Below are 19131 nucleotides of genomic sequence, written 5' to 3' on the forward strand. Positions count from 1 at the left end.
CAACCGGCAATGTGCCGCATCAGATCGCGGAGCGGCGGTACATCTTCGCCACGAGTCGGCCCTGCTGCCAGCGGAATACCGCATCCAGTATCCTGGGCATCTGGTGAAACAACTTGGTGCCACGGCCAGGTGCAACATGTCTTTGGCCACGCTCAGCCGCGGCTATAATTTCCCGAGCTGCACGATCAGCGGACAGAATCGCGTTGCCATGCAAAAATTCGGCCGCCACCGGCGGCCGTTGGCGCTTCTCCTCATCGAACTGCGGCGTGTCCGTGTCCGGCGGAAAGGCTGTTGTCACCGAGATTCCGTGCGGACGCAGTTCCAGCCGGAGAATATCTCCCAGCGCGCGAACCGCGAATTTAGACGGCGAATAGGCGGAGTAGCCGTAGAAAGTGCCCAAGGCAGCGGCCGAGGAGATCAGCACAAGGCGTCCGCGCCCAGCGCTCACCATTTCCGGTGCGCAGAGACGAACGGTGTTCATGGTTCCCAGATAGTTCGTCGTCCACTGAACTTCGTGGCTCTCGATTGGGAGGTCGAGAAAACGCCCAGGTTGCGCGACACCGGCGCACGTAATGACCCAATCCGGCGGACCATAAAGGCTGATCGCGGACGCCAAGGCCGCTTCCAGTGAAGCAGGAACACGAACATCGGCCGCGCGGAATTCCAGGCGCTCGCACAATTCCGCCGAAAGCGACCGGCGACGCCTCTCAAAGGTGCCTCGGCTACGAGCGATGATTAAAACGCGGTAGCCGGATGTGAGCAGGTGCAGGCAGATCGCCCATCCAATGCCGCTACTCCCCCCCGTCACGATGGCGAAACCCGCGGAAGCGCATGTCGACATTGGCCGACGCGCTACGGCGGCATCCGTTATCGCCATCACTCAACGCGTCTCCCGAAGCCAATCTACTGTCGCTCGGTATTACCAAAGCGATATTGTATCAACCATAGAGATAATTTATACGTAAATTTTACAGGAGAAATAGTAGTGCTTCGGCCTTTATAACCATGCCCTGGAATTCACCCATCAAAGTCAGTACCGCTATTGCCAATGGCCCAGCCCTAAAGCGGAGGATTACGCTCTCCGCTCCGATGCTGCTCCTATCGAGTTGTTCGATGGTACCTCGTGCGGGGCCAAATCGCCGGCAGATAGGCGGTCCAGGCTTGTCGTCCGACTCTGCCTCGAGCGGGTACTATGTTGTCGATATTGATGAATCAGTCATCAACACCCTCCATAGGTTGGCACCACCTTCGTTCAGCGGTCAGTTTGACGATCACCGGCCCGTGAATGCCCAACGCCTCGGCGTGGGAGATGTTCTGGCCGTGACGGTTTGGGAGGCAGCTGGCGGCGGTCTTTTTTCCGCACCCATCTCGGATCGCGCGGCGAGCGGCGCGCGTTCGGCCGTCATTCCCGAGCAGCAGGTCGGTCAGGACGGCGCCATTACCGTGCCTTTCGCTGGAAGAATCCAGGTTGTCGGCCGGACGGCCGATGCGGTCGAGCGCCTGATCGTGCAGCGATTGCAGGGACAGGCCATCCAGCCCCAGGCTCTGGTGACGGTAACGCGCAACCTCAGCAGCACGGCAACCGTACTTGGCGAGGTCACGACCGGCGGCCGGCTGGCGCTCACAACGCGCGGCGATCGCCTGCTCGATGTGATTGCTTCGGCTGGCGGCATTCGCACACCGCCGCACGAAACCTTTGTTCGCCTCTCACGCGACGGACGGTCCACCGCGATCCCTCTACAGTCCTTGCTGCAGCGGCCTCGGGAAAACATCATCGTCAGGCCGGGCGATACTATCACTGTCGTTCGTCAACCGCAGACCTTCGTTTCAGTGGGGGCCACCGGCCGTAACGCCCTCATCCCGTTCGAAGCCATGGGCATCAGTTTATTGGAAGCCGTGGGCTCTGCCGGCGGTCTGATTGATTCACGTGCCGACCCCGCAGGGGTTTATGTTTTGCGCCAAGAACCATTGACCGTAGCCAAAGCAATCGGCGCACCGGACAGCATTACTTCTGCCGACGCCACTACGCGGGTTGTTTATCGCTTGAACCTGTCTGAACCCGCCGCCCTATTCCACGGGCGCGAATTCATGATGCGCGACAAGGATGTTCTTTATGTCGCCAGCGCCGCGCTGAACGAGCTTCAGAAAGTTCTCCAGATTTTCAACCTTGTCGTTCAGCCCGTGGTCACCGGGGCGACGATCAGCAACGCCGTGGGCCGCTGATCCATGACCATCCTGATCATGGTCGGCCAAGAAGAATTTGGCAGTGCGCTCCCTGCGAATGGTCGCTGAGCGCATGCCTCCGACGATCTCTCCGTCCCTACCGATCCTGGGTCTTGCCACGCGCCTCCCCGGCGCCGCGAACCTCGACGAACTTTGGTCGGTGCTCGCCGATCGCCGCTCTACCGTCAGAAATGCTCCACCAGTCGGCCGCTGGCGCAGCGAACGCTTTCTCAGCCCCGATCGCCATGCGCGCGGCATGGCCTACACCTTCGCTGGCGGCTATCTGGCCGATCCCTTCGCCTTCGATGCCGCAGCCTTCGGGTTGTCGCCGCGCGAGGCAGCGCAAATGGATCCACAGCAGCGTCTTCTGCTGGAGGTCACGTGGGAGGCAATGGAAGATGCCGGCCTGCCGCCCTCCAAACTGAGGGGGCAGCGCGTCGGGGTCTATATCGGCGCCTCGACGACCGATTACGCCGACGTGCCGCTGCTCGATCTGGGGGCGATCGAGCCGCATTTCATGGTCGGCAACAGCCTTTCGATCCTGTCCAATCGAATTTCTCACATCTACGACCTACGCGGCCCCAGTCTGACCATCGATACGGCCTGCTCCTCCTCAATTGTCGCTTTGGCTCAAGCCGCTCGCGCGTTGGAGACAGGCGAGATTGATCTGGCCGTGGTCGGCGGCGTGAACATCTTCACCTCGCCAGCGCCCTTTATCGGGTTCTCCCGGGCCGGGATGCTGTCACCGACCGGGCTGTGCCGTCCCTTCTCTGCCAATGGCGACGGCTATGTACGCTCCGAAGGAGCCGTCGCCCTCCTGCTCGGCCGTGCCGGCGGGATTGCCGGCGGCTACGAACGACCCAGGGCCGTTCTCCGGGCGATCAGCGTCAATTCCGATGGGCACACGGATGGCATCTCCCTTCCCTCGATCGAGGGCCAGCGTCACCTGCTCAGCACCCTTTATAAGGATGCCGGTATTGCGCCGGACGAACTCGCCTTCGTGGAGGCCCACGGAACCGGAACGCGTGTGGGTGACCCGATCGAAGCGCGAGCGATCGGCCTCGCCCTCGGCCGTCACCGGTCAACCCCGCTGCCGATCGGATCGGTGAAGTCGAATATCGGCCATCTGGAGGCGGCATCCGGGTTGGCCGGCCTCGCAAAGGTGGTTCTCGCCCTTGAGCATCGCCTATTCCCCGCGACCCTTCACCTCGAAGCGGTCAATCCCGACATCGATGTCGAAGCGCTGGGCCTCCGCCCTGCTGCCGAGGCCTTGGCTCTGCCGGAGAATGGCCGCCTTCTGGCAGGCCTGTGCAATTACGGCTTCGGCGGAACCAACGCTCACGCGATCCTCGAGGCACCAACCGTCCTTCACACGCCGTCGGCGTCTGCCGCCGCGCCGGACGTGCTGATGATCTCCGCCCACACGCGCGAGGCATTGCGCACGCTCATGGCGGACTACGCACGCCTCGGCAACGACGCTGGACTGCCAGCCGTCGCGGTCGAGGCCCAGCATCTCCGTGACCGGCTGCGCCATCGTGCGGTGCTGGATCTCACTGCGCCCGAGGAAGCGCTCCGCGAGCTCACCACGCCCGACACACGCTCGGATGAGAATCGGCTGATCGTCGCTGAGGCCCCCGCTCCCAAGGCCCGTACTCTTTTTGTGTTTTCCGGGAACGGCAGCCAATGGCCCGGCATGAGCCGCGACGCCTACGCGACCAATGCTATCTTCCGTGAAACCTTTGACGACCTCGCCGCACGTATCCGGTCGATGGGCGGGGTCTGCCCGTTGGAGACCATGCAGTCCGACGACGTCGCGGACCGACTGCGACGTGCCAGCGCGGCACAACCGCTTCTGTTCGCCAGCCAGATCGCGTTGACGCATGCCCTGCGTGCGGCGGGTCTCAGGCCCATGGCGGTACTTGGCCATTCGGTCGGCGAGGTCGCAGCCGCAGCCGTCTGCGGGGCCCTGGACCTGGATGCCGCCGTTCACCTGATCGTCCAACGCAGCGCTTGCCAGGAGGCCGTGCGTGGCATGGGCGGTATGGCGGTCCTGGCATGCGACGCTCAGCGCGCAGCCCTGATACTCGATGAGGCAGGTGTCGATGGGGTCGAGATTGCGGCACGAAACGGGCCCAGCTCGACCACGCTCTCCGGCCCCACCCCAGTGCTCGAGGCGGTGCTCAGTGTCGCTCGTCGCGCCCGACTTCCCGCCGTCCTGCTCGACATAGAATATCCCTTCCACCACGCGCTGCTGGAGCGGGAGAAGGAGGCCATAATCGGCGCGCTGCAGGGGCTGGCGCCATGCGAGGCCGAAATCTCCTTCTTTTCGACCGTTACCGGCAGCGAGTTGGAGGGCGCCTCCCTCGACGCGGCTTATTGGTATGCGAATGTCCGCGAGCCGGTTCTGCTCGAGGATGCCCTGCATACCGCCCTGCCCCACACGGACCTGATCATCGAGATCGGCCCACGTCCCATTCTCACCTCGGGTATGGCCGACGTCGTCCGGAGCGCCGGACGCGCGGCCAGCGTCATTTCCAGCCTCACCCAAGAAGGAAATGGCAGCCGTGATCCGGTGCGGAGGGTGATTCTCCGTGCCATCGCGCATGGCGCGCTGCTCGACGAGCCGGTTCCGAGCCCTTTCCCCGGCCAACGCGGCTTGCCGCGCATGCGTTGGAATCGGCGCACCTTCCTGATGCCCCGAACCCCGGAGGCCTTCGACCTTTATGGCGTGCCCTTCGATGGCAAGCCGCTCCATCCGCTGATCGGGGCTCGAATCTCGCCGGCCGGCCCTGAATGGCGGCACGTCCTCAGTCTTGAAACGCTGCCGCTGCTGCGTGGACACGTCGTGGACGGAAATGTGGTTTTCCCTGCCACCGGCTTTATCGAGGCGCTGCTCGCGGTCGGCCGAGAGATCCACGGGACTGCGCGTCTGCGAATAGAAGACCTGGACGTGTTGCGCGCCTTGGTGTTCGAACCCGGCACGCCCCGCGAAATAGCCACCCTGTGGCATGAGGCCGATAGGGTCGTGGAAATCCGTTCCAGGCGCCGCTTCGATCCGGCGGATAGCTTCACGTTGCATGCCCGTGGCGTTGTGGTCGTGGATACGGAGGTCCACACGACATCACCGCCCGACCTTGAAGGGGCGGCATCGCATTCCCGGGCGGCCGTCTATGCGGCGGCCCTCGCCGCCAGGCTCGACTACACCCAAGCTTTCCGGGTCGTGGCGGCAGCCTGGACGCAGGGCGCTTTGACCGTGGCGGATCTCGAACCGATTCCGTTGGACCTCGGCACCTTCAGCGACGTCCTTGTGATCGATCTGGCCACCTTCGATGCCAGCTTCCATGCCCTCTTCCTTGGTGTATCGCAGGAGAAAGGCTCGACGCGCGGCGAGCTGCCCATTCGTATAGGGCGCATGTCACTTCTGCGGCCGGACCTGCCCATTCGCCGCACAATCACGAGGCTCCGCCGCGAAACCGGCGGGACCCGCGTCTTCGACGCCGAGTTGCTCGCGGCAAATGGCGCCACGGTCGCTGTCGTGACCGGGGTCGTCATGCGGCGCGTAACCTACGCCGCATGGACCGAAGGCGATCGCGTTCTCACGCTCACCGCTGAGCCCTGGGCCGGGCGGGCGGCAGCGGATGTAGCGTCCTTCCTGGAAGATTTGCTGGAATTCCCGCCGGACAAGCCCAGCCAACGGGTCACGCAAGTCGCGGTCGGCAATCTCGTGGTGGAAATGGCGGCGCAGGTCGTCCGCCAGGTTACGGGCGATGCCTTCACCGCCTCCGGCGTTGCGGGCAGGCTTGGCATGACGCAGGCCGCACAATGTGCCTGGTACGCCATCGTCGAGCTGCTTCAAACAGCGAACCGACTGCAGCCCCAGGGCGATCAGTTGAGGGTCATCGAGGATCCTTCAGCACGTGATTGTTGGCGCGACTTCCTCGCCAATTACCCGCAGGCATCCACTGAGCTCCGGCTCGCGCGCCATGCGTCAGAAAACCTCCCCGCGCTGCTGGCCGGCACCGCCGACGGCGCACATTGGAATGCACAGATCGGCGAGGCCTTTCTCGCTCACTCGGTGTTCTCGGCACCCGCCGTGGAGGCGATCGTGGAGGCGATCGAGCAGCTCGTGGCGGCACGGCCGCAGCATATCCTGACACTGGGGCTTCTGGAGCCCGGTCTGGGCATCCTTCTGCCAAGCTTGGCGTCGCTCGCGCGCTCCCGCCGCGTGCAGCTCCTTCTGCTTGTGGCCGACCGGTCGGCGGCCCAGGACATCGCTACCGGCCTCGCCTTGCGCGACCTCGTCGTGATCCCTGATCCTGCGCGTGGTGACGTTCTACGACTGGATCTTGTCGCTTGCCTGGCGGTGACACCCTTGAATGTCGGCGCGCCTTCGCCGCTCGGCCTCCTCGCCTCCTTCACCATGGAAAGCCCTCCCCTCCTCGTCGCCGCGCCGGGACATGATCCCATCCTGGATGTGCTGCATGGCGCGAAGCCAGGTTGGTTCGATCTTTCCGTCAGCCCTGACATGCCGGTCGGCCAGTGGCCGCTTCCTTCGGAGACAGAGGAGGCCCTGGCGATTGCCGGCTTTGCGCCGACCAAGACCGTTCCCATCGGTGCCGCGGGCGGGCAGCTCCTCCTCGCCCGCTCAGAGGACGCTAGGCCGTCTGTCGAATCGGCTGTGACGTCGACGGATGATTTGCTTCTCCTCGTCCTCAGCGAGGCCAGCGAAGCGGTGATCCATGCTGCGCTGCCCGGCCAGGACCTGCTGCTGTCCAAGGACGCTCAGGCCACCGCCAGGGAGATGACCCGACAACACCGGCTGGGTCGACGGCCGATGGTCCTCGATATGGCCGACGTGGCGGCCGATGGATCGCGGCCGTTACTCCAAGCACGGATCCTGCGCCTGCGGGCCCTCCTCCTGGCGCTGGGGCATGAAACACCTTTCCCGGCGCGCCTCTATGTGACGGTGCAGGCCGAAACCGCACATGGTGAAGCGATCGCCGGCTTTACCCGCTGTCTGATGAACGAGTTCCCGAATATCGGGATCCATCTGATCCGCGTGACCGGCGACGCATCGTCGCAAGTGTTTTTGACGGCACTCCTCGCTCACGAGTCCTCATCGGGAACAGAGCGGGAGCTCGAAGTCTCGGCCCGGGGTGCCTTCGTGCGCCGCGCCACCCGTGCTGTACCGGCCGTCCTGCGGTCCCGCGCGTCGGGCGAGCGCAACGTCCTCGCCGCCGCCGGTGGCGAGCTGGAGCAATTCACCTGGACGATGCAACGTCGCCCGACGCCGGCCGATGACGAGGTTGAGGTCGAGGTCGTCGCATCGGGTCTCAATTTCCGCGATGTGATGCTGGGCCTTGGTCTGCTCGACGACGAAATCCTCGGTGAGGGCCTCACTATCGGATCGCTCGGCTTCGAGTTCGCCGGCCGCGTCAGCGCGGTCGGACGGTCGGTGACGTCATGGCATCCGGGCGACCGTGCGATGGGCTTTGGCAGAGGGGCCTTCGCCTCTCATCTTTGCGTTCCCGCCAGTAGTCTGACTCGCGTTCCATCAAGTTTGAGCCTCGAGGCAGCAGCCTCGATCCCGGTGGCCTTCGTCACCGCCTGGTACAGCCTTGTGGACAAGGCGCAGCTTGTCCCCGGCGAGACCCTGCTTGTACACGGCGCGGCCGGCGCCGTTGGCATCGCGGCCGTGCAAATCGCGAAAAGGCGCGGGGCCCGCGTGGTCGCGCTCGCCGGGACGGCGGAGAAGCGCGACCTTCTCCGATTGCTCGGCGCGGATATCGTTCTGGATTCCCGGTCGGCGAACTGGGCGCAGGAGGTCCGATCGGCAACCGGCGGCGTGGACGTCGTGCTCAATTCTGTCTCCGGCCAGGCGGCGCGGACCACACTTGGCCTGCTTCGTCCCTTCGGGCGTTTCATCGAGCTCGGTAAGCGCGACTTCCTTGAGAATTCCCGGCTCGGCACCCGGCCCTTCGTCCGCAACCTCAGCTATATCGGCGTCGATATCGATCAGCTGCTTGTTCATGCGCCGGCGACTGTGCAGGCGGTGATTCAACAAGTCATGGAAGCCTTCGAAGACGGCCGCCTGCACCCGCCTCCTTCCGTGGCCTACGACGGCCGGGACATCGCCTCGGCGATGCGGCTAATGCAGGCGTCCAAGCATATCGGGAAGATTCTCATCCGACCGGCAGCCCGTGCACGGGCCTTGGAGACGCCGGAAGGAAGCTTCCTGCCGCGCGACGGAGCACATGTCGTGATTGGTGGCACGGGCGGCTTTGCCCTTGCCACGGCAATCTGGCTTGCAGAACGAGGCGCCGGAACGGTGATCGTGGCCTCCCGGCGCGGGGAGATCGAGCCAGCCCAAGCGGATCGCGTTGCCGACTTGCAGGCGCGTGGTGTGCGCTTCGTGGTCGAACGTCTCGACGCGACTGATTCCGATGGGGTGATGCGTGCCTTCACGCGTTGGCGGACGGAGCATCGCAGCATCGCTGGTGTTGTCCATGCGGCGATGGTGCTCGACGATGGCCTCGTTTCCGGTCTGAATGAAGAGCGTCTCGCCGCGGTGCTGGCGCCGAAGGTGGATGGCATGCGTGCCTTGACCGCGGCCCTTCATGACGACGCCCTGCAATATCTGGTGGTTTATTCCTCGGCGACGACGCTGGTCGGCAGCCCAGGCCAGAGCGCCTATGTCGCAGCGAACGGTTTCCTGGAAGGCGCGGTGGCCGAGTTGCGCTCCCGTGGCGTTCCCGCCTTCGCGGTATGCTGGGGCGCCATCTCGGATGTGGGGGTGATCCAGCGCAAGGCAGGCCTTGCGGAACGGCTACGGCAGACCACCGGGATGAAGGGCGTTTCCTCTTCTGAGGCGCTTGGGTACCTCGGAGAACTGCTGGCAGACCCGGCCAGCGCCCCGGTGGTCAGCGCCTACACGGCACTGCACTGGAGTCTGGCAGCGAGAAAATTGGCGACCCTGAACTCTCCTCTTTTTGCAGAGGTGTTTGGCCGGGATAGCAACGCGACCGATGGGGAAGCCGAAGGGACTCTGGATCTTACCGGCCTATCCCCGGAGGACGCCGCGGCGGCCTTGTGTGCGGCAGTTTCCGAGGAGGTGGCACGGGTTCTTCGGCTGCAGGTCACGGAGATCGATCCAGATCGCCCCTTGATCGAAGCTGGGCTTGACTCGCTACTGACCTTGGAACTTCGCCTCGGATTGGAACGGCGGATCGGTTTCGAACTGCCGATGCTCTCTCTGGGTGGGGATCGTTCCGCACGGCAAACGGCCGACCGGATCCTGACTGCCCTTTCGTCCCATGCCACAGCGATGGCCGAGGCGGAATGAAACCGATGATGGAGCGGCCCGGCCGAAGCTTTTTGATGGACGCCGAGCCGGAGCCCACGGCACCGGCCGCTCGGCCGCCGCGCTTGCGGGCGCTGGGTGCACATGCCCGGCCCAGGAGCCTCCCCTTCGACCAGCATCCGACCTTCCGTGAACTGCATGCCGCGCGGCAGCTCGGCATGCAGACGGGCCTGCGTGACCCGCATTACCGAACTCATGAGGCCCGCGCCGGCGCCCATACTCGGCTCGACGGACGTGAGCTCATCAACTTCGCCAGTTACGACTACCTCGGGCTGAACGGTCACCCCGAAGTGCTGACAGCGCATGCCGACGCCGCTGCGCTCTATGGAACGAGCGTTTCGGGGAGTCGCCTCACTTCAGGCGAGCGGCCGGTACACGCAGCCTTGGAAGCAGCACTTGCTGATCTTTACGAAGCCGAGGCCGGACTTCTCTTCGTCAGCGGGCATGCGACGCCTGGTTCCGTCCTGCACGCCCTGCTCGGCCCACGCGATCTGATCCTGCACGACGAGCTGATCCACAACTGCGTCGTCGTGGGTGCCGAAGGCGTGCGCTGCCAACGCAAATCCTATCGGCACAACGATATGGAGGATCTCGAACGTTACATGGTGCGACACCGCGACCAGTTCGAGAATGTGCTCATCATCACCGAAGGCCTCTTCTCGATGGATGGCGATGGCTGCGACCTGCGCGCGCTGATCGACATCAAGGAGCGTCACGGAGCTTGGCTCATGGTCGACGAGGCGCATGCCCTCGGAGTCATGGGTGCGACCGGAAAAGGAAGTGCCGAGCACGCGGGTGTAGACCCTCGCCGGATCGATATCTGGTTCGGAACGCTCTCGAAAGCTCTCGTCGGCTGCGGCGGCTATATCTGCGGGAGCCGTGCCTTGACGGACATCCTGCGCGCCCGTGCGCCCGGCCTGGTCTACAGCGTCGGAATGCCCGCACCGGTGGCGGCGGCGGCGCTCAGCGCGCTTGGGATCATGCGGCGGGAGCCGCAGCGGGTGCAGGCGCTACAGGCCCGCAGCCGCGATTTGTGGGAGGGCATGCGGGCGCTCGGTCTCGATCTCGGCACCAGCTGGGGCGTAGGCATCGTGCCGGTGATCCTAGGTGGCGATCTCGCGACCTTGGCCGCGTCACAACGTCTGGAGGCCCTCGGGATCAATACCTTTCCGGTGCTGCAGCCAGGCGTGCCGGCGAACTCGGCGCGGCTTCGCTTCTTCGTATCGGCCGCCCATGCCAGCGCCGACATCGAACGCGCCCTCGAGGTGTTGCGCGTGGCGGCCCCCCTTTCATGACGCCGGTGCGCCGTAACCGAGGCCTATTGGCCCGACCGGAAGCCGCTGCGCTGGCATTCCTTGCCCCACGGATCCCCCGCTGGGTGACGCCCGATATGCTTTCAGCCTTGAGCCTGTTGGGGGCCGTCGTCGCGGCATCGGGCTTCGCCATGGCGATCGATAATCGTCTATGGCTGGTGTTGGCCGTCGTCGGCCTGACCATGAACTGGCTCGGCGACTCTCTGGACGGAAAACTGGCCAGGGAGCGCGGTCCGGACCGTGGAAAAGCTGGGTTCATGCTCGACAATGGGCTCGACATGATCTCCTACCTGATTCTTGCCGGCGGCTTCTCTCTTTCTGGGCTTGTGGCTCCCGCAATCCCGTTCCTACTGCTCGCGCTGTATCTCATGCTGGCCAATCTTGCGCTCGCTCGACTGGCTGTATCAGGGATATTCGATTTGGCGGTGGGGAGGATCGGCACGACCGAACTACGCGTGGGCTTTGTGAGCTTGGCGTTGGCCCTCGGATTCGTCCAGGATACCCATGTGATGACGCCGATCGTCATGGATTTTCTTATCCTCGATGTGGCGTCGCTGGTCTGGCTGGCGAGTATGACGATCGGCTTCACCATGACTCTACGGGCCGACGTGCGGACGAACCTCGCCACAGCAAATGCCGACACACAATCCACATCGAGCATCACCCGCCCCTCATCTCCGCCACCATGACTGAGCCGAACAAGATGCAGAACAGGTCGGCAATTCGCGGCCGCTCTATCGCGGAGCACCTCAAGAGCTGGTTGCTCCTTCTGATCGTACTGTCTCCAGGCTGGGTATCGTCGGTTTATCTCATCTTCGTAGCAAAGCCTCAGTACGCCTCCGAGGCATCCTTCGTTGTGCGCTCCGCATCGGGGAATTCTCCAACTGCAGGATTGGCGACATTGCTCGCGACGTTCGGCATCGGCCAGCCGCATGAACATGCCTATTCGGTTCAGGAATTCATGTTGTCACGCGACGCTGTCAAACAGCTGGACGAGCGCATTGGGTTTCGCCGCGTATATGGGCAGGTGACGTGGGATCCCTACTTCGAGTTTCCATCGCTGCTCAATGGTCGCTCCGCCGAGCACATGTGGCGCTTCCATCGCCGTATGACGGAGGTCATATTCAACGCGAATACGAGCATCACCTCCATCCGTGTGCGCGCCTTCACGCCCGATGACGCGCGGGCGATGGCACGGGAACTGCTCGTCCTCGGCGAGCAGACAGTGAACACAATCAATCAACGCCTCTTTGCGGATGCCATCCGCCTCGCCGCGCTTGAGGTTACCCGCGCAGAAGAACGCGTCACGACGGCACAAGCAGCGCTGAGTGAGTTCCGTGGGCGGGAGTTGACGCTTGACCCATCGCGCGGCTCGATCATCGTCACTGAGTTGATTGGCCGTCTAAATGCAGAGCTGGCGGCGACGCGGGCCCAGCTGTCTGAGTTGCTCGCTCTCTCCCCAAGCAGCCCGGGCCTACCAAATCTTCGAAGCCGGATTGCGGCGCTTGTCGCTCAAATCAACGAGGAACGCGAACGCGCCGTTGGCGGTGCGGACGGCCTTACGCAGCAGCTCGGTAAATATGATCGGCTCAATTTGGATCGCGAATTCGCCAATCAACAGCTGGCGAGCGCAATGCAGGCTTTGCAGGTTGCCCGGTTGGAAGGCCAGCGCCAGCAACTCTTCATCGAGCGCGTCGTCGAGCCCGGTCTTCCCGACTATGCAGCCTATCCTGAAGTTACGCGCTGGGTGTTTACCAACATGGCGCTGAATCTAATCATGTTCATGATCGGGTGGCTGATGGTGGTGGGGGCACGTGAACACCGCCGAGGCCTTCAGGTAAGGCAGCGGGCATGAAAACAATTATCAAGCAGTTTCGTGTCCTCCGAGCGCTGATCGTTCGCGAGCTGATGATGCGCTATGGGCGCGAGGGCGGCGGCTTCGCCTGGGTCGTCATCGAACCGATGCTATTGTGCGTTGGAGTCACCACGGTCTGGATGCTGCTTAAACCGGGTTATGAGCGCGGCGTGGTAGTGGCCGCACTTGTCTTCACCGGATACATGCCCTTGACACTGTGGCGACACCTAACCAATCCGGCGGTCCATATGCTTCGACGGAATCGCCATCTTTTCTATCATCGTTCAATTTCCACACTCGATCTATTCTGGAGCCGCCAGATCCTCGAGTTTACTGCTACCACGGCGGCTTTTCTCATCGTTTACGTCGCGCTTCGCGGTCTGGGGTTGGTCGAGCCGATCTATAATTGGTCTCTGTGTTTGATGGCTTGGCTTATCATGGCCTATATCGCCGGCGCCGCGTCATTGATCATGGCCGTCGTCACAGAGAACTTCGAATGGTCAGAACGGATCGTCCAGCCGTTCCAATATCTCGTGGTACCGCTTTCCGGCGTTTTCTTTGTGGTAGATTGGCTTCCCCAAGGAGCCCAGAACATTATTTGGTTCAATCCCCTCATTCATTCTTACGAAATGATGCGCGCAGGCTTCATTGGTCCCGGCCTGACGACCCATTGGACTTGGTGGTATCCCATTTTGTTTTCGTCAATCTTAGTTTTTTTTGGCACCGCAGGAATTACACGGGCACGAAAGCGTTTAATTTTTTAAATTTAATATTGTCCAATAAGGTTTATTTCAATTATCTAGGGCAGAATTCTCAAATTTACATACCCCCCCACAACAGCCGATTGAGTTTATTCAATTGTCGCTAGCACCCTTCCTAGACATGCACGCACGGCGAGTACTTCACGATAGCGGGGCTTGCATTGACATATATTCGATGCCCATGTTATATATTTTTTATAACTCGACTTGTACCCTCTTCGAGCCGACTCCCTAAGTGCGCCATGTCGCTGTCAAAATCCGCGGCGCGAATGCCTTCCCGTATTTCGCCAAGGCTCTATCTTACACCCAAAACGGAACCCACAAATTCGCCCAACCTCGCCTGCCGCTCTGGCGCTCAGAGCGTCAGATCAAGGTAAGGACCCTAGGCCGACACGCTGTTGTAGGTTCGCCCTTGCCGAACTTAATGAAGATTGATGCCAAGACCTACAGGCCGGAAGTCTTCCACGGCGCGCGAAAAATGAATGAAACGGCTTGCCTTTGAAGTACATGCGTGTCGCTACCGAAGGTCGCCTCAGCGAAATTGTCAGTGTCGCTTGCCTGACTAAAAAGGCCTGGCTACCATTTTATCCGAAAAGGACGTGACCTTCGTCACTCACGAAATCGAGGAAATTCTTCCGTCTAAATTTGCCGCAGATCCAGCAATGGGTGTCCAAAGCAGAATTCAATCCAATTCATTACGTGCAGGGGCCGATCGCGAAATAGCCGGATTATTCCTCCACAGAGTGGAAGAGACCCGCGATACCGCTGCCTTCTCGGGAAACTGCTGCGAGTAAGGGCAAGGGTAAAGGTAAAGGTAAAGGTAAACATCATGATAGACAATAATATGGATATTGATGCAGTAATCACGTGGGTTGACGGCAATGATCTTGCGTTCGCTGACGCGCGCTCTCGATATCTCAGTCAGCCGGGACCGTGCAATGCTCCCCGCAAATGGGAGCAACTATCGAGCTATACGGGCGCCTCCGAAGCTGCTGAGATGGCCCAGCGCCTGCGCAAAACGAATTCGATAGATGCCGTTACTTCGGCAATATCGCCCAACCGTTTTCGCAGTAATGATGAACTTCGCTTCGCGATTCGGTCAATTGAGCAATTCGCTCCATGGATTCGCAAAATCTTCATTGTCACGAACGGACAAATTCCTGCTTGGTTTAATGCCAAACAAGAACGAGTCGTCATTGTCAAACATGAAGAAATATTCGACAAAATAGAGAATTTACCTACTTTTAACTCAAATGCAATTGAGTTACATCTTCATCGCATCAAAAAATTATCGGAAAATTTCATTTACTTCAACGATGATATGTTTATTGGAAGACCCGTCACTATAAATGACTTTATTGATAATCGAGGTCGCTTTCGTTTATTTATCGAAGATGGTAAATCACTGCCGCTCAAAATGAGTGATCGATCCCTTGTGGGGCATTGCTGGGCATTCAATCATCAACTTCTGAACGCCGTGGTACCAAAATCTGGAAAGCGGAAAAATTTTCCACATACACCACAAATTTACAACAAATCTATCTTAGCGGAAATACAACTTATTTGGCGAGAAGAAGTAGAATTAACAAAATCCCACAGATTTCGCACGCCATTTGACGTGGCCTTCAGAATACTTTATATTTACTACGCAGGCCATCCGAAACAACCCATTATGAGTGCGGGAGGACGCAAGGGCGTCGGCATCAAGGAAATCTTAACCAATAAAGACTTCGCGTTCGTTCAATTCGGCGACGACCGAACCGATTATGTAGGCGAGCTAGAGCATGCACTGATGCGTCAGCCTCGCTTCATATGCATTAATGACGAAATAAATGTTGACAATTGCAATGAATATCAAGATATTTATTTAACAATTCAACGTTTTCTCTGCGATTATTTTCCAAGCCGGAGCGGAGCTGAACTCATAGGTAACGATCTCCCCGCCGGAAACCCGAAATGCCAATCACCGAACACCTCGTCTGCGATGGTGAACGAAGAATTCTTCTGCGGCGTGGATATATTAAGCATCCACACAGATCATCCCAACGTTTTTATTCGCAACCGCTTTAATAAAGATGCCTGGACTCTGCGCATTGCTCCCGCTGATTTTGAGAATAAGCGGCTTAGGCTGGGGCAATCGATCGAGTTAGAATGCGACGACCCGGGCCCCGCGACGATCACATTCACACTCAACGCGATTGTGCCGGAGGAAACCGTTAACGTGCTCGCGGGCTTTCCTAAAAATCGTAATTTTGTCATTATAATTGAAATTAACGGCAAGAAAATAATTGAGGTTGACGATTTTATTTTTGAATATCGCCGCCGCTCCCGCATTCTCGCAACGATTGCCGGCGATGTAGGGCCGCTTTTGGATTTGCCGCCTGTACATCCAATGTCTCATTTCATGGCTGCGGACCGGGATATACGCCTCCTTAAACCGACCCAGAGGACAATACGACACCTAGATGTAGCTCTTTCGGGCGGGGTCGATCCTTTCTGGGTCTCGCACCGCCGCGCACTTGTGGCGGCCTCTTTGGGCGACAGGGCTGCTTTGCAGGAGGCGGTACGGTTTGCCCTCACAACACGCCCCGCGGAGACAAGCATTTTCGTCGAACTGACAGAAGGCCTGATTAGGCAAGGTATGTTTCTTGAGGCACTCGACATCGCCGACGTACTCGTCGATTTCCGCAGTGATGTAGAAAGCAAGTACCTACGGAGCCTTTGCCGCTATCACACCGACGGTGACGATCCCGAGATCATCGCCCTCATAGTTGAAGGCCTAGATGTTCCGAAACATATTGCGCTTTGGGCAAAGGTGCAGATTAAGAACAGCGAGTTCACTTCCCATAATTCCGACATCGTTTATGAGGCACGGTTGCGCCACCCTCGCGACACGGGGCTTGCAATGGCGGCGTTCCAGTTCTTCTCTGCGACCGGAGAGCTACAGAAGGCACTTTGGGCAATTGGCCCGGCGCTCGCGAGTTTAGGTGCGTCTAAGCCCTTGCTTGATCTGCTCCGGACTGAGGCTGGGAGCCGTCGATTTGAAGGGGCTCTCGCTCTTCTGTCCGTGATGAAGGCTCGTTTTTTTGAAGAAGATGATATATTGGCCGCGGTGGAAAAGGAGATTTTTCAGATCTGGGCCGAATATGGCGGCCGGTTAAATATCGAAACGGAAGAAGTTAAATTTATTAACACCTTAGCACAAGTTGAATTTGAGGAATTAATGCCGCAATTAAAATATTGACCGTATATGCATATTTGACGAGCGGGAATTTTTCCCTGAAGGGCGATTAGCGCCGGGCGGGCCCTTAGCTGGAAGCTTAAGTTGTGATTTAAATAGCGCATCCTGAGACAGGCGGCTGCGAAGCTTCGGGCGAGGTTCGCAGCGCTTGGCCTGTCGGCTAAATTCTTTAGGCAGCGGCGCAGACGGTGGATGATTTGCGATGGCGAGGGGCATGCCGGCACAATGGATAGGGATTGCCGCACGTCGGGTGAAGGCAAGGAACACTTTAATTTCCTGGCTTCACGCGGATTGAGCAGTGATCTGCGCCGCAGATGATATCGGCCGGCAGGCGGTCATTGGACGTCTCACCTGATCAGATGAAATCATCTGCCGGGATAAATATGCTCTAGACTGCGGACTCAATCAGGCCCATCCGGTGATGATGGCTGCGATGGCGATGGCCGAGGCGAAGTTATTGGCGAGCTTGTGGTATCTGGTGTGGCTGCGTCGCCAGTCCTTGAGGCGTCAGATGGTTCGCTCGATGCGATTGCGCAGCTTGTAGGCCGTGTCGTCGAAGGGATGGGGGTGTTTTCGGGTGGGGTTGTTGGGAATGACCGGCAAGGTTCCGCGCGAGATCAGGAAGCTGCGCAGTCCGTTGCTGTCATAGGCGGTGTCGGCGGCGCAAAGCGCTGGGGCGGGAAGGTTGGCCAGTAGGCCGCGGGCGGCCCGGATGTCGCCCATTTGGCCAGGCGTCGCGACGAAGGCGAGAACACGCCGTTGCCCGTCGACGACGAGGTGGATCTTGGTCCCTCTGCCACCGCGAGAACGCCCTATGGCCTGAGCGTCGTCCCCCGTTTTCCGCCTGCGGCACTGCGCTGTGCCTTGGCGGTCGTGCTGTCGATCAACTGTACGCCCCCAGGAGTTGCCTCGATCATGGCGGCAAGCAGCCCCTGCCAGATCCCGCGCTGCGACCAGCGATGATAGCGGTTGTAGACCGTCGTCGGCGGGCCGTAGCGCCGCGGGCAGTCCTGCCAGCGGCCCCCATGCTTCAGAACATGGACAATCCCGCTGATCACGCGCCGGTCATCCACCCGGCGTGCGCCGGGTTGGTTTCGCGGCAGCAGCGGCTCCAGAGCCGACCACTGCCCATCACTCAGCAAAAGCTCTGCTCCATGATCCACGACCTCCTGAAAGACGTGAATCACAGTGCAATGCCTCGACGCCAGATCTGATTGGGTTTGGAGCCTAAAAACAAAGTGTGGAGCGTTATCGTGAGCCGTTGCGAAGGGATAATGCTTTTAAGATGCCGTATGAACACGGCGCGACGCAATTCCAGTAGCGGAAAAATTATCTTCAACGCCAGGACGAAGATGGTAGATTAGTTTTGAAGATGCTCCGACCATGGCTCTTGCTAGCCCGCACGCTACATAACCGGCCAGTCCTTCCGAATGGCGTTCTGGCATACGGTGAAAAGGTATTCCTGGCTGTCTGGTAGTTCGATCGAGATTACGCCACCAGCACGCAGCCGCATCAATACCAATTTCATCGCCTGGTGGCTTTGTCTTTTTTCTGTATTTCCGGAACGCCGGAAGGAAGATGCAGAGATCGTTATTGTCTGTCCTCGGGGCCGATGTTAGGCTAAGAAATACTTATCTCGAAATAACACCACCGGACGATATGACATTGCAGCTCACTGCCGCGCTTGGGTCGCCGCATACCACCGCCGGTGGTTGCGATAGGAGTGACAGAGACGTTCGGCGTCGCAATTCCGATGTAGTTGAGCAACCAGAACATTCTCTATTTGTTGGGGTCATACCCGGCTGCACCGAAGTAGTTGGTACATTTTGTGGGCGAGAAGAGCTCGCCGATTCGCCCGATGGCCTTCCACAGAAGCACTCAACGCTTCGCTTTGCAGCTTTTCACAACACGGCCCAGAGCTTGGCGAAAGCGTTCTCGATCGGGTTGAAGTCGAGGCTGTAGGGCGGCAGGGCAGAGCAGGCTCGCACCAGCGACCTCGATGGCACCTCGGATACGGAGCCGCTTGTGGCCGCCAAGGTTGTCCATCATCACGATATCGCCGGCCCGCAATTCGAGGAACCAGGTTCTGATCGACCTAAGCCTGAAAGGTCAGACCGTTGATCGGTCCGTCGGGCACCATGGGCGCGACCATGCCGGTGTTACACAGATTGGCGACGAAGGTCGTGATCTTGCAGTGCCGGCGCAGGATCGCAGCTCGGAATCGTTCGCCACGCAGCGCCGGACATTAGGATGTTTAGTCCCGGCATTTCCTGGTGCGGATTTTTGCTGAAGCGTTCGGGCGTTTCTGCTCATGTTTTGCAGATGAATTCGTAGGGCGTGAGGCCGCGCAGCCGTTTGAGGCGGCGGGCGAAGTTGTA

General features: G+C 60.0%; 8 protein-coding genes and 1 pseudogene. 7 read left to right on the plus strand and 2 right to left on the minus strand.

Features of this window, described 5'->3' with window-relative positions:
- Nucleotides 1-19: 19 nt before the first annotated feature.
- A complete protein-coding gene (locus KHU32_RS20745) occupies nt 20-877 on the minus strand; it encodes an SDR family NAD(P)-dependent oxidoreductase (protein ID WP_213672066.1) in 858 nt (285 codons plus the stop codon).
- Nucleotides 878-1161: 284 nt separating this feature from the next.
- Here KHU32_RS20745 and KHU32_RS20750 point away from each other — a divergent pair, with 284 nt between their 5' ends.
- The 7 genes from KHU32_RS20750 to KHU32_RS20780 all read left to right on the plus strand — a co-directional run bounded on the left by KHU32_RS20750 (nt 1162) and on the right by KHU32_RS20780 (nt 16756).
- Nucleotides 1162-2223 (plus strand): polysaccharide biosynthesis/export family protein, encoded by a 1062-nt coding sequence (locus tag KHU32_RS20750; RefSeq protein WP_213672067.1) that lies wholly within the window; start codon nt 1162-1164, stop codon nt 2221-2223.
- 73 nt (nt 2224-2296) lie between these two features.
- Nucleotides 2297-9565: a type I polyketide synthase gene (locus KHU32_RS20755; RefSeq protein WP_213672068.1), complete on the plus strand. Its 7269-nt coding sequence runs from the start codon at nt 2297-2299 to the stop codon at nt 9563-9565.
- Nucleotides 9562-10878, plus strand: a complete 1317-nt coding sequence (locus KHU32_RS20760; RefSeq protein WP_213672069.1) for an aminotransferase class I/II-fold pyridoxal phosphate-dependent enzyme — start codon at nt 9562-9564, stop codon at nt 10876-10878. The genes KHU32_RS20755 and KHU32_RS20760 overlap by 4 nt, the downstream gene beginning before the upstream one ends.
- On the plus strand, nt 10875-11585 hold the full coding sequence (locus KHU32_RS20765; protein ID WP_213672070.1) for a CDP-alcohol phosphatidyltransferase family protein: 711 nt from the start codon (nt 10875-10877) through the stop codon (nt 11583-11585). The genes KHU32_RS20760 and KHU32_RS20765 overlap by 4 nt, the downstream gene beginning before the upstream one ends.
- The gene (locus KHU32_RS20770) at nt 11582-12751 is read left to right on the plus strand and encodes a hypothetical protein (protein WP_213672071.1); all 1170 of its coding nucleotides are present in this window, start codon (nt 11582-11584) and stop codon (nt 12749-12751) included. The genes KHU32_RS20765 and KHU32_RS20770 overlap by 4 nt, the downstream gene beginning before the upstream one ends.
- A complete protein-coding gene (locus tag KHU32_RS20775; RefSeq protein ID WP_213672072.1) occupies nt 12748-13515 on the plus strand; it encodes an ABC transporter permease in 768 nt (255 codons plus the stop codon). The genes KHU32_RS20770 and KHU32_RS20775 overlap by 4 nt, the downstream gene beginning before the upstream one ends.
- 826 nt (nt 13516-14341) lie before the next feature.
- Nucleotides 14342-16756: a stealth conserved region 3 domain-containing protein gene (locus KHU32_RS20780; RefSeq protein ID WP_213672073.1), complete on the plus strand. Its 2415-nt coding sequence runs from the start codon at nt 14342-14344 to the stop codon at nt 16754-16756.
- A gap of 402 nt (nt 16757-17158) precedes the next feature.
- Here KHU32_RS20780 and KHU32_RS20785 read toward each other — a convergent pair.
- Nucleotides 17159-17916 (minus strand): annotated as a pseudogene (locus KHU32_RS20785) (IS5 family transposase).
- Between the last annotated feature and the right edge of the window lie 1215 nt (nt 17917-19131).

Source organism: Roseococcus pinisoli, assembly GCF_018413645.1.
GTDB classification, from domain to species: Bacteria; Pseudomonadota; Alphaproteobacteria; order Acetobacterales; family Acetobacteraceae; genus Roseococcus; species Roseococcus pinisoli.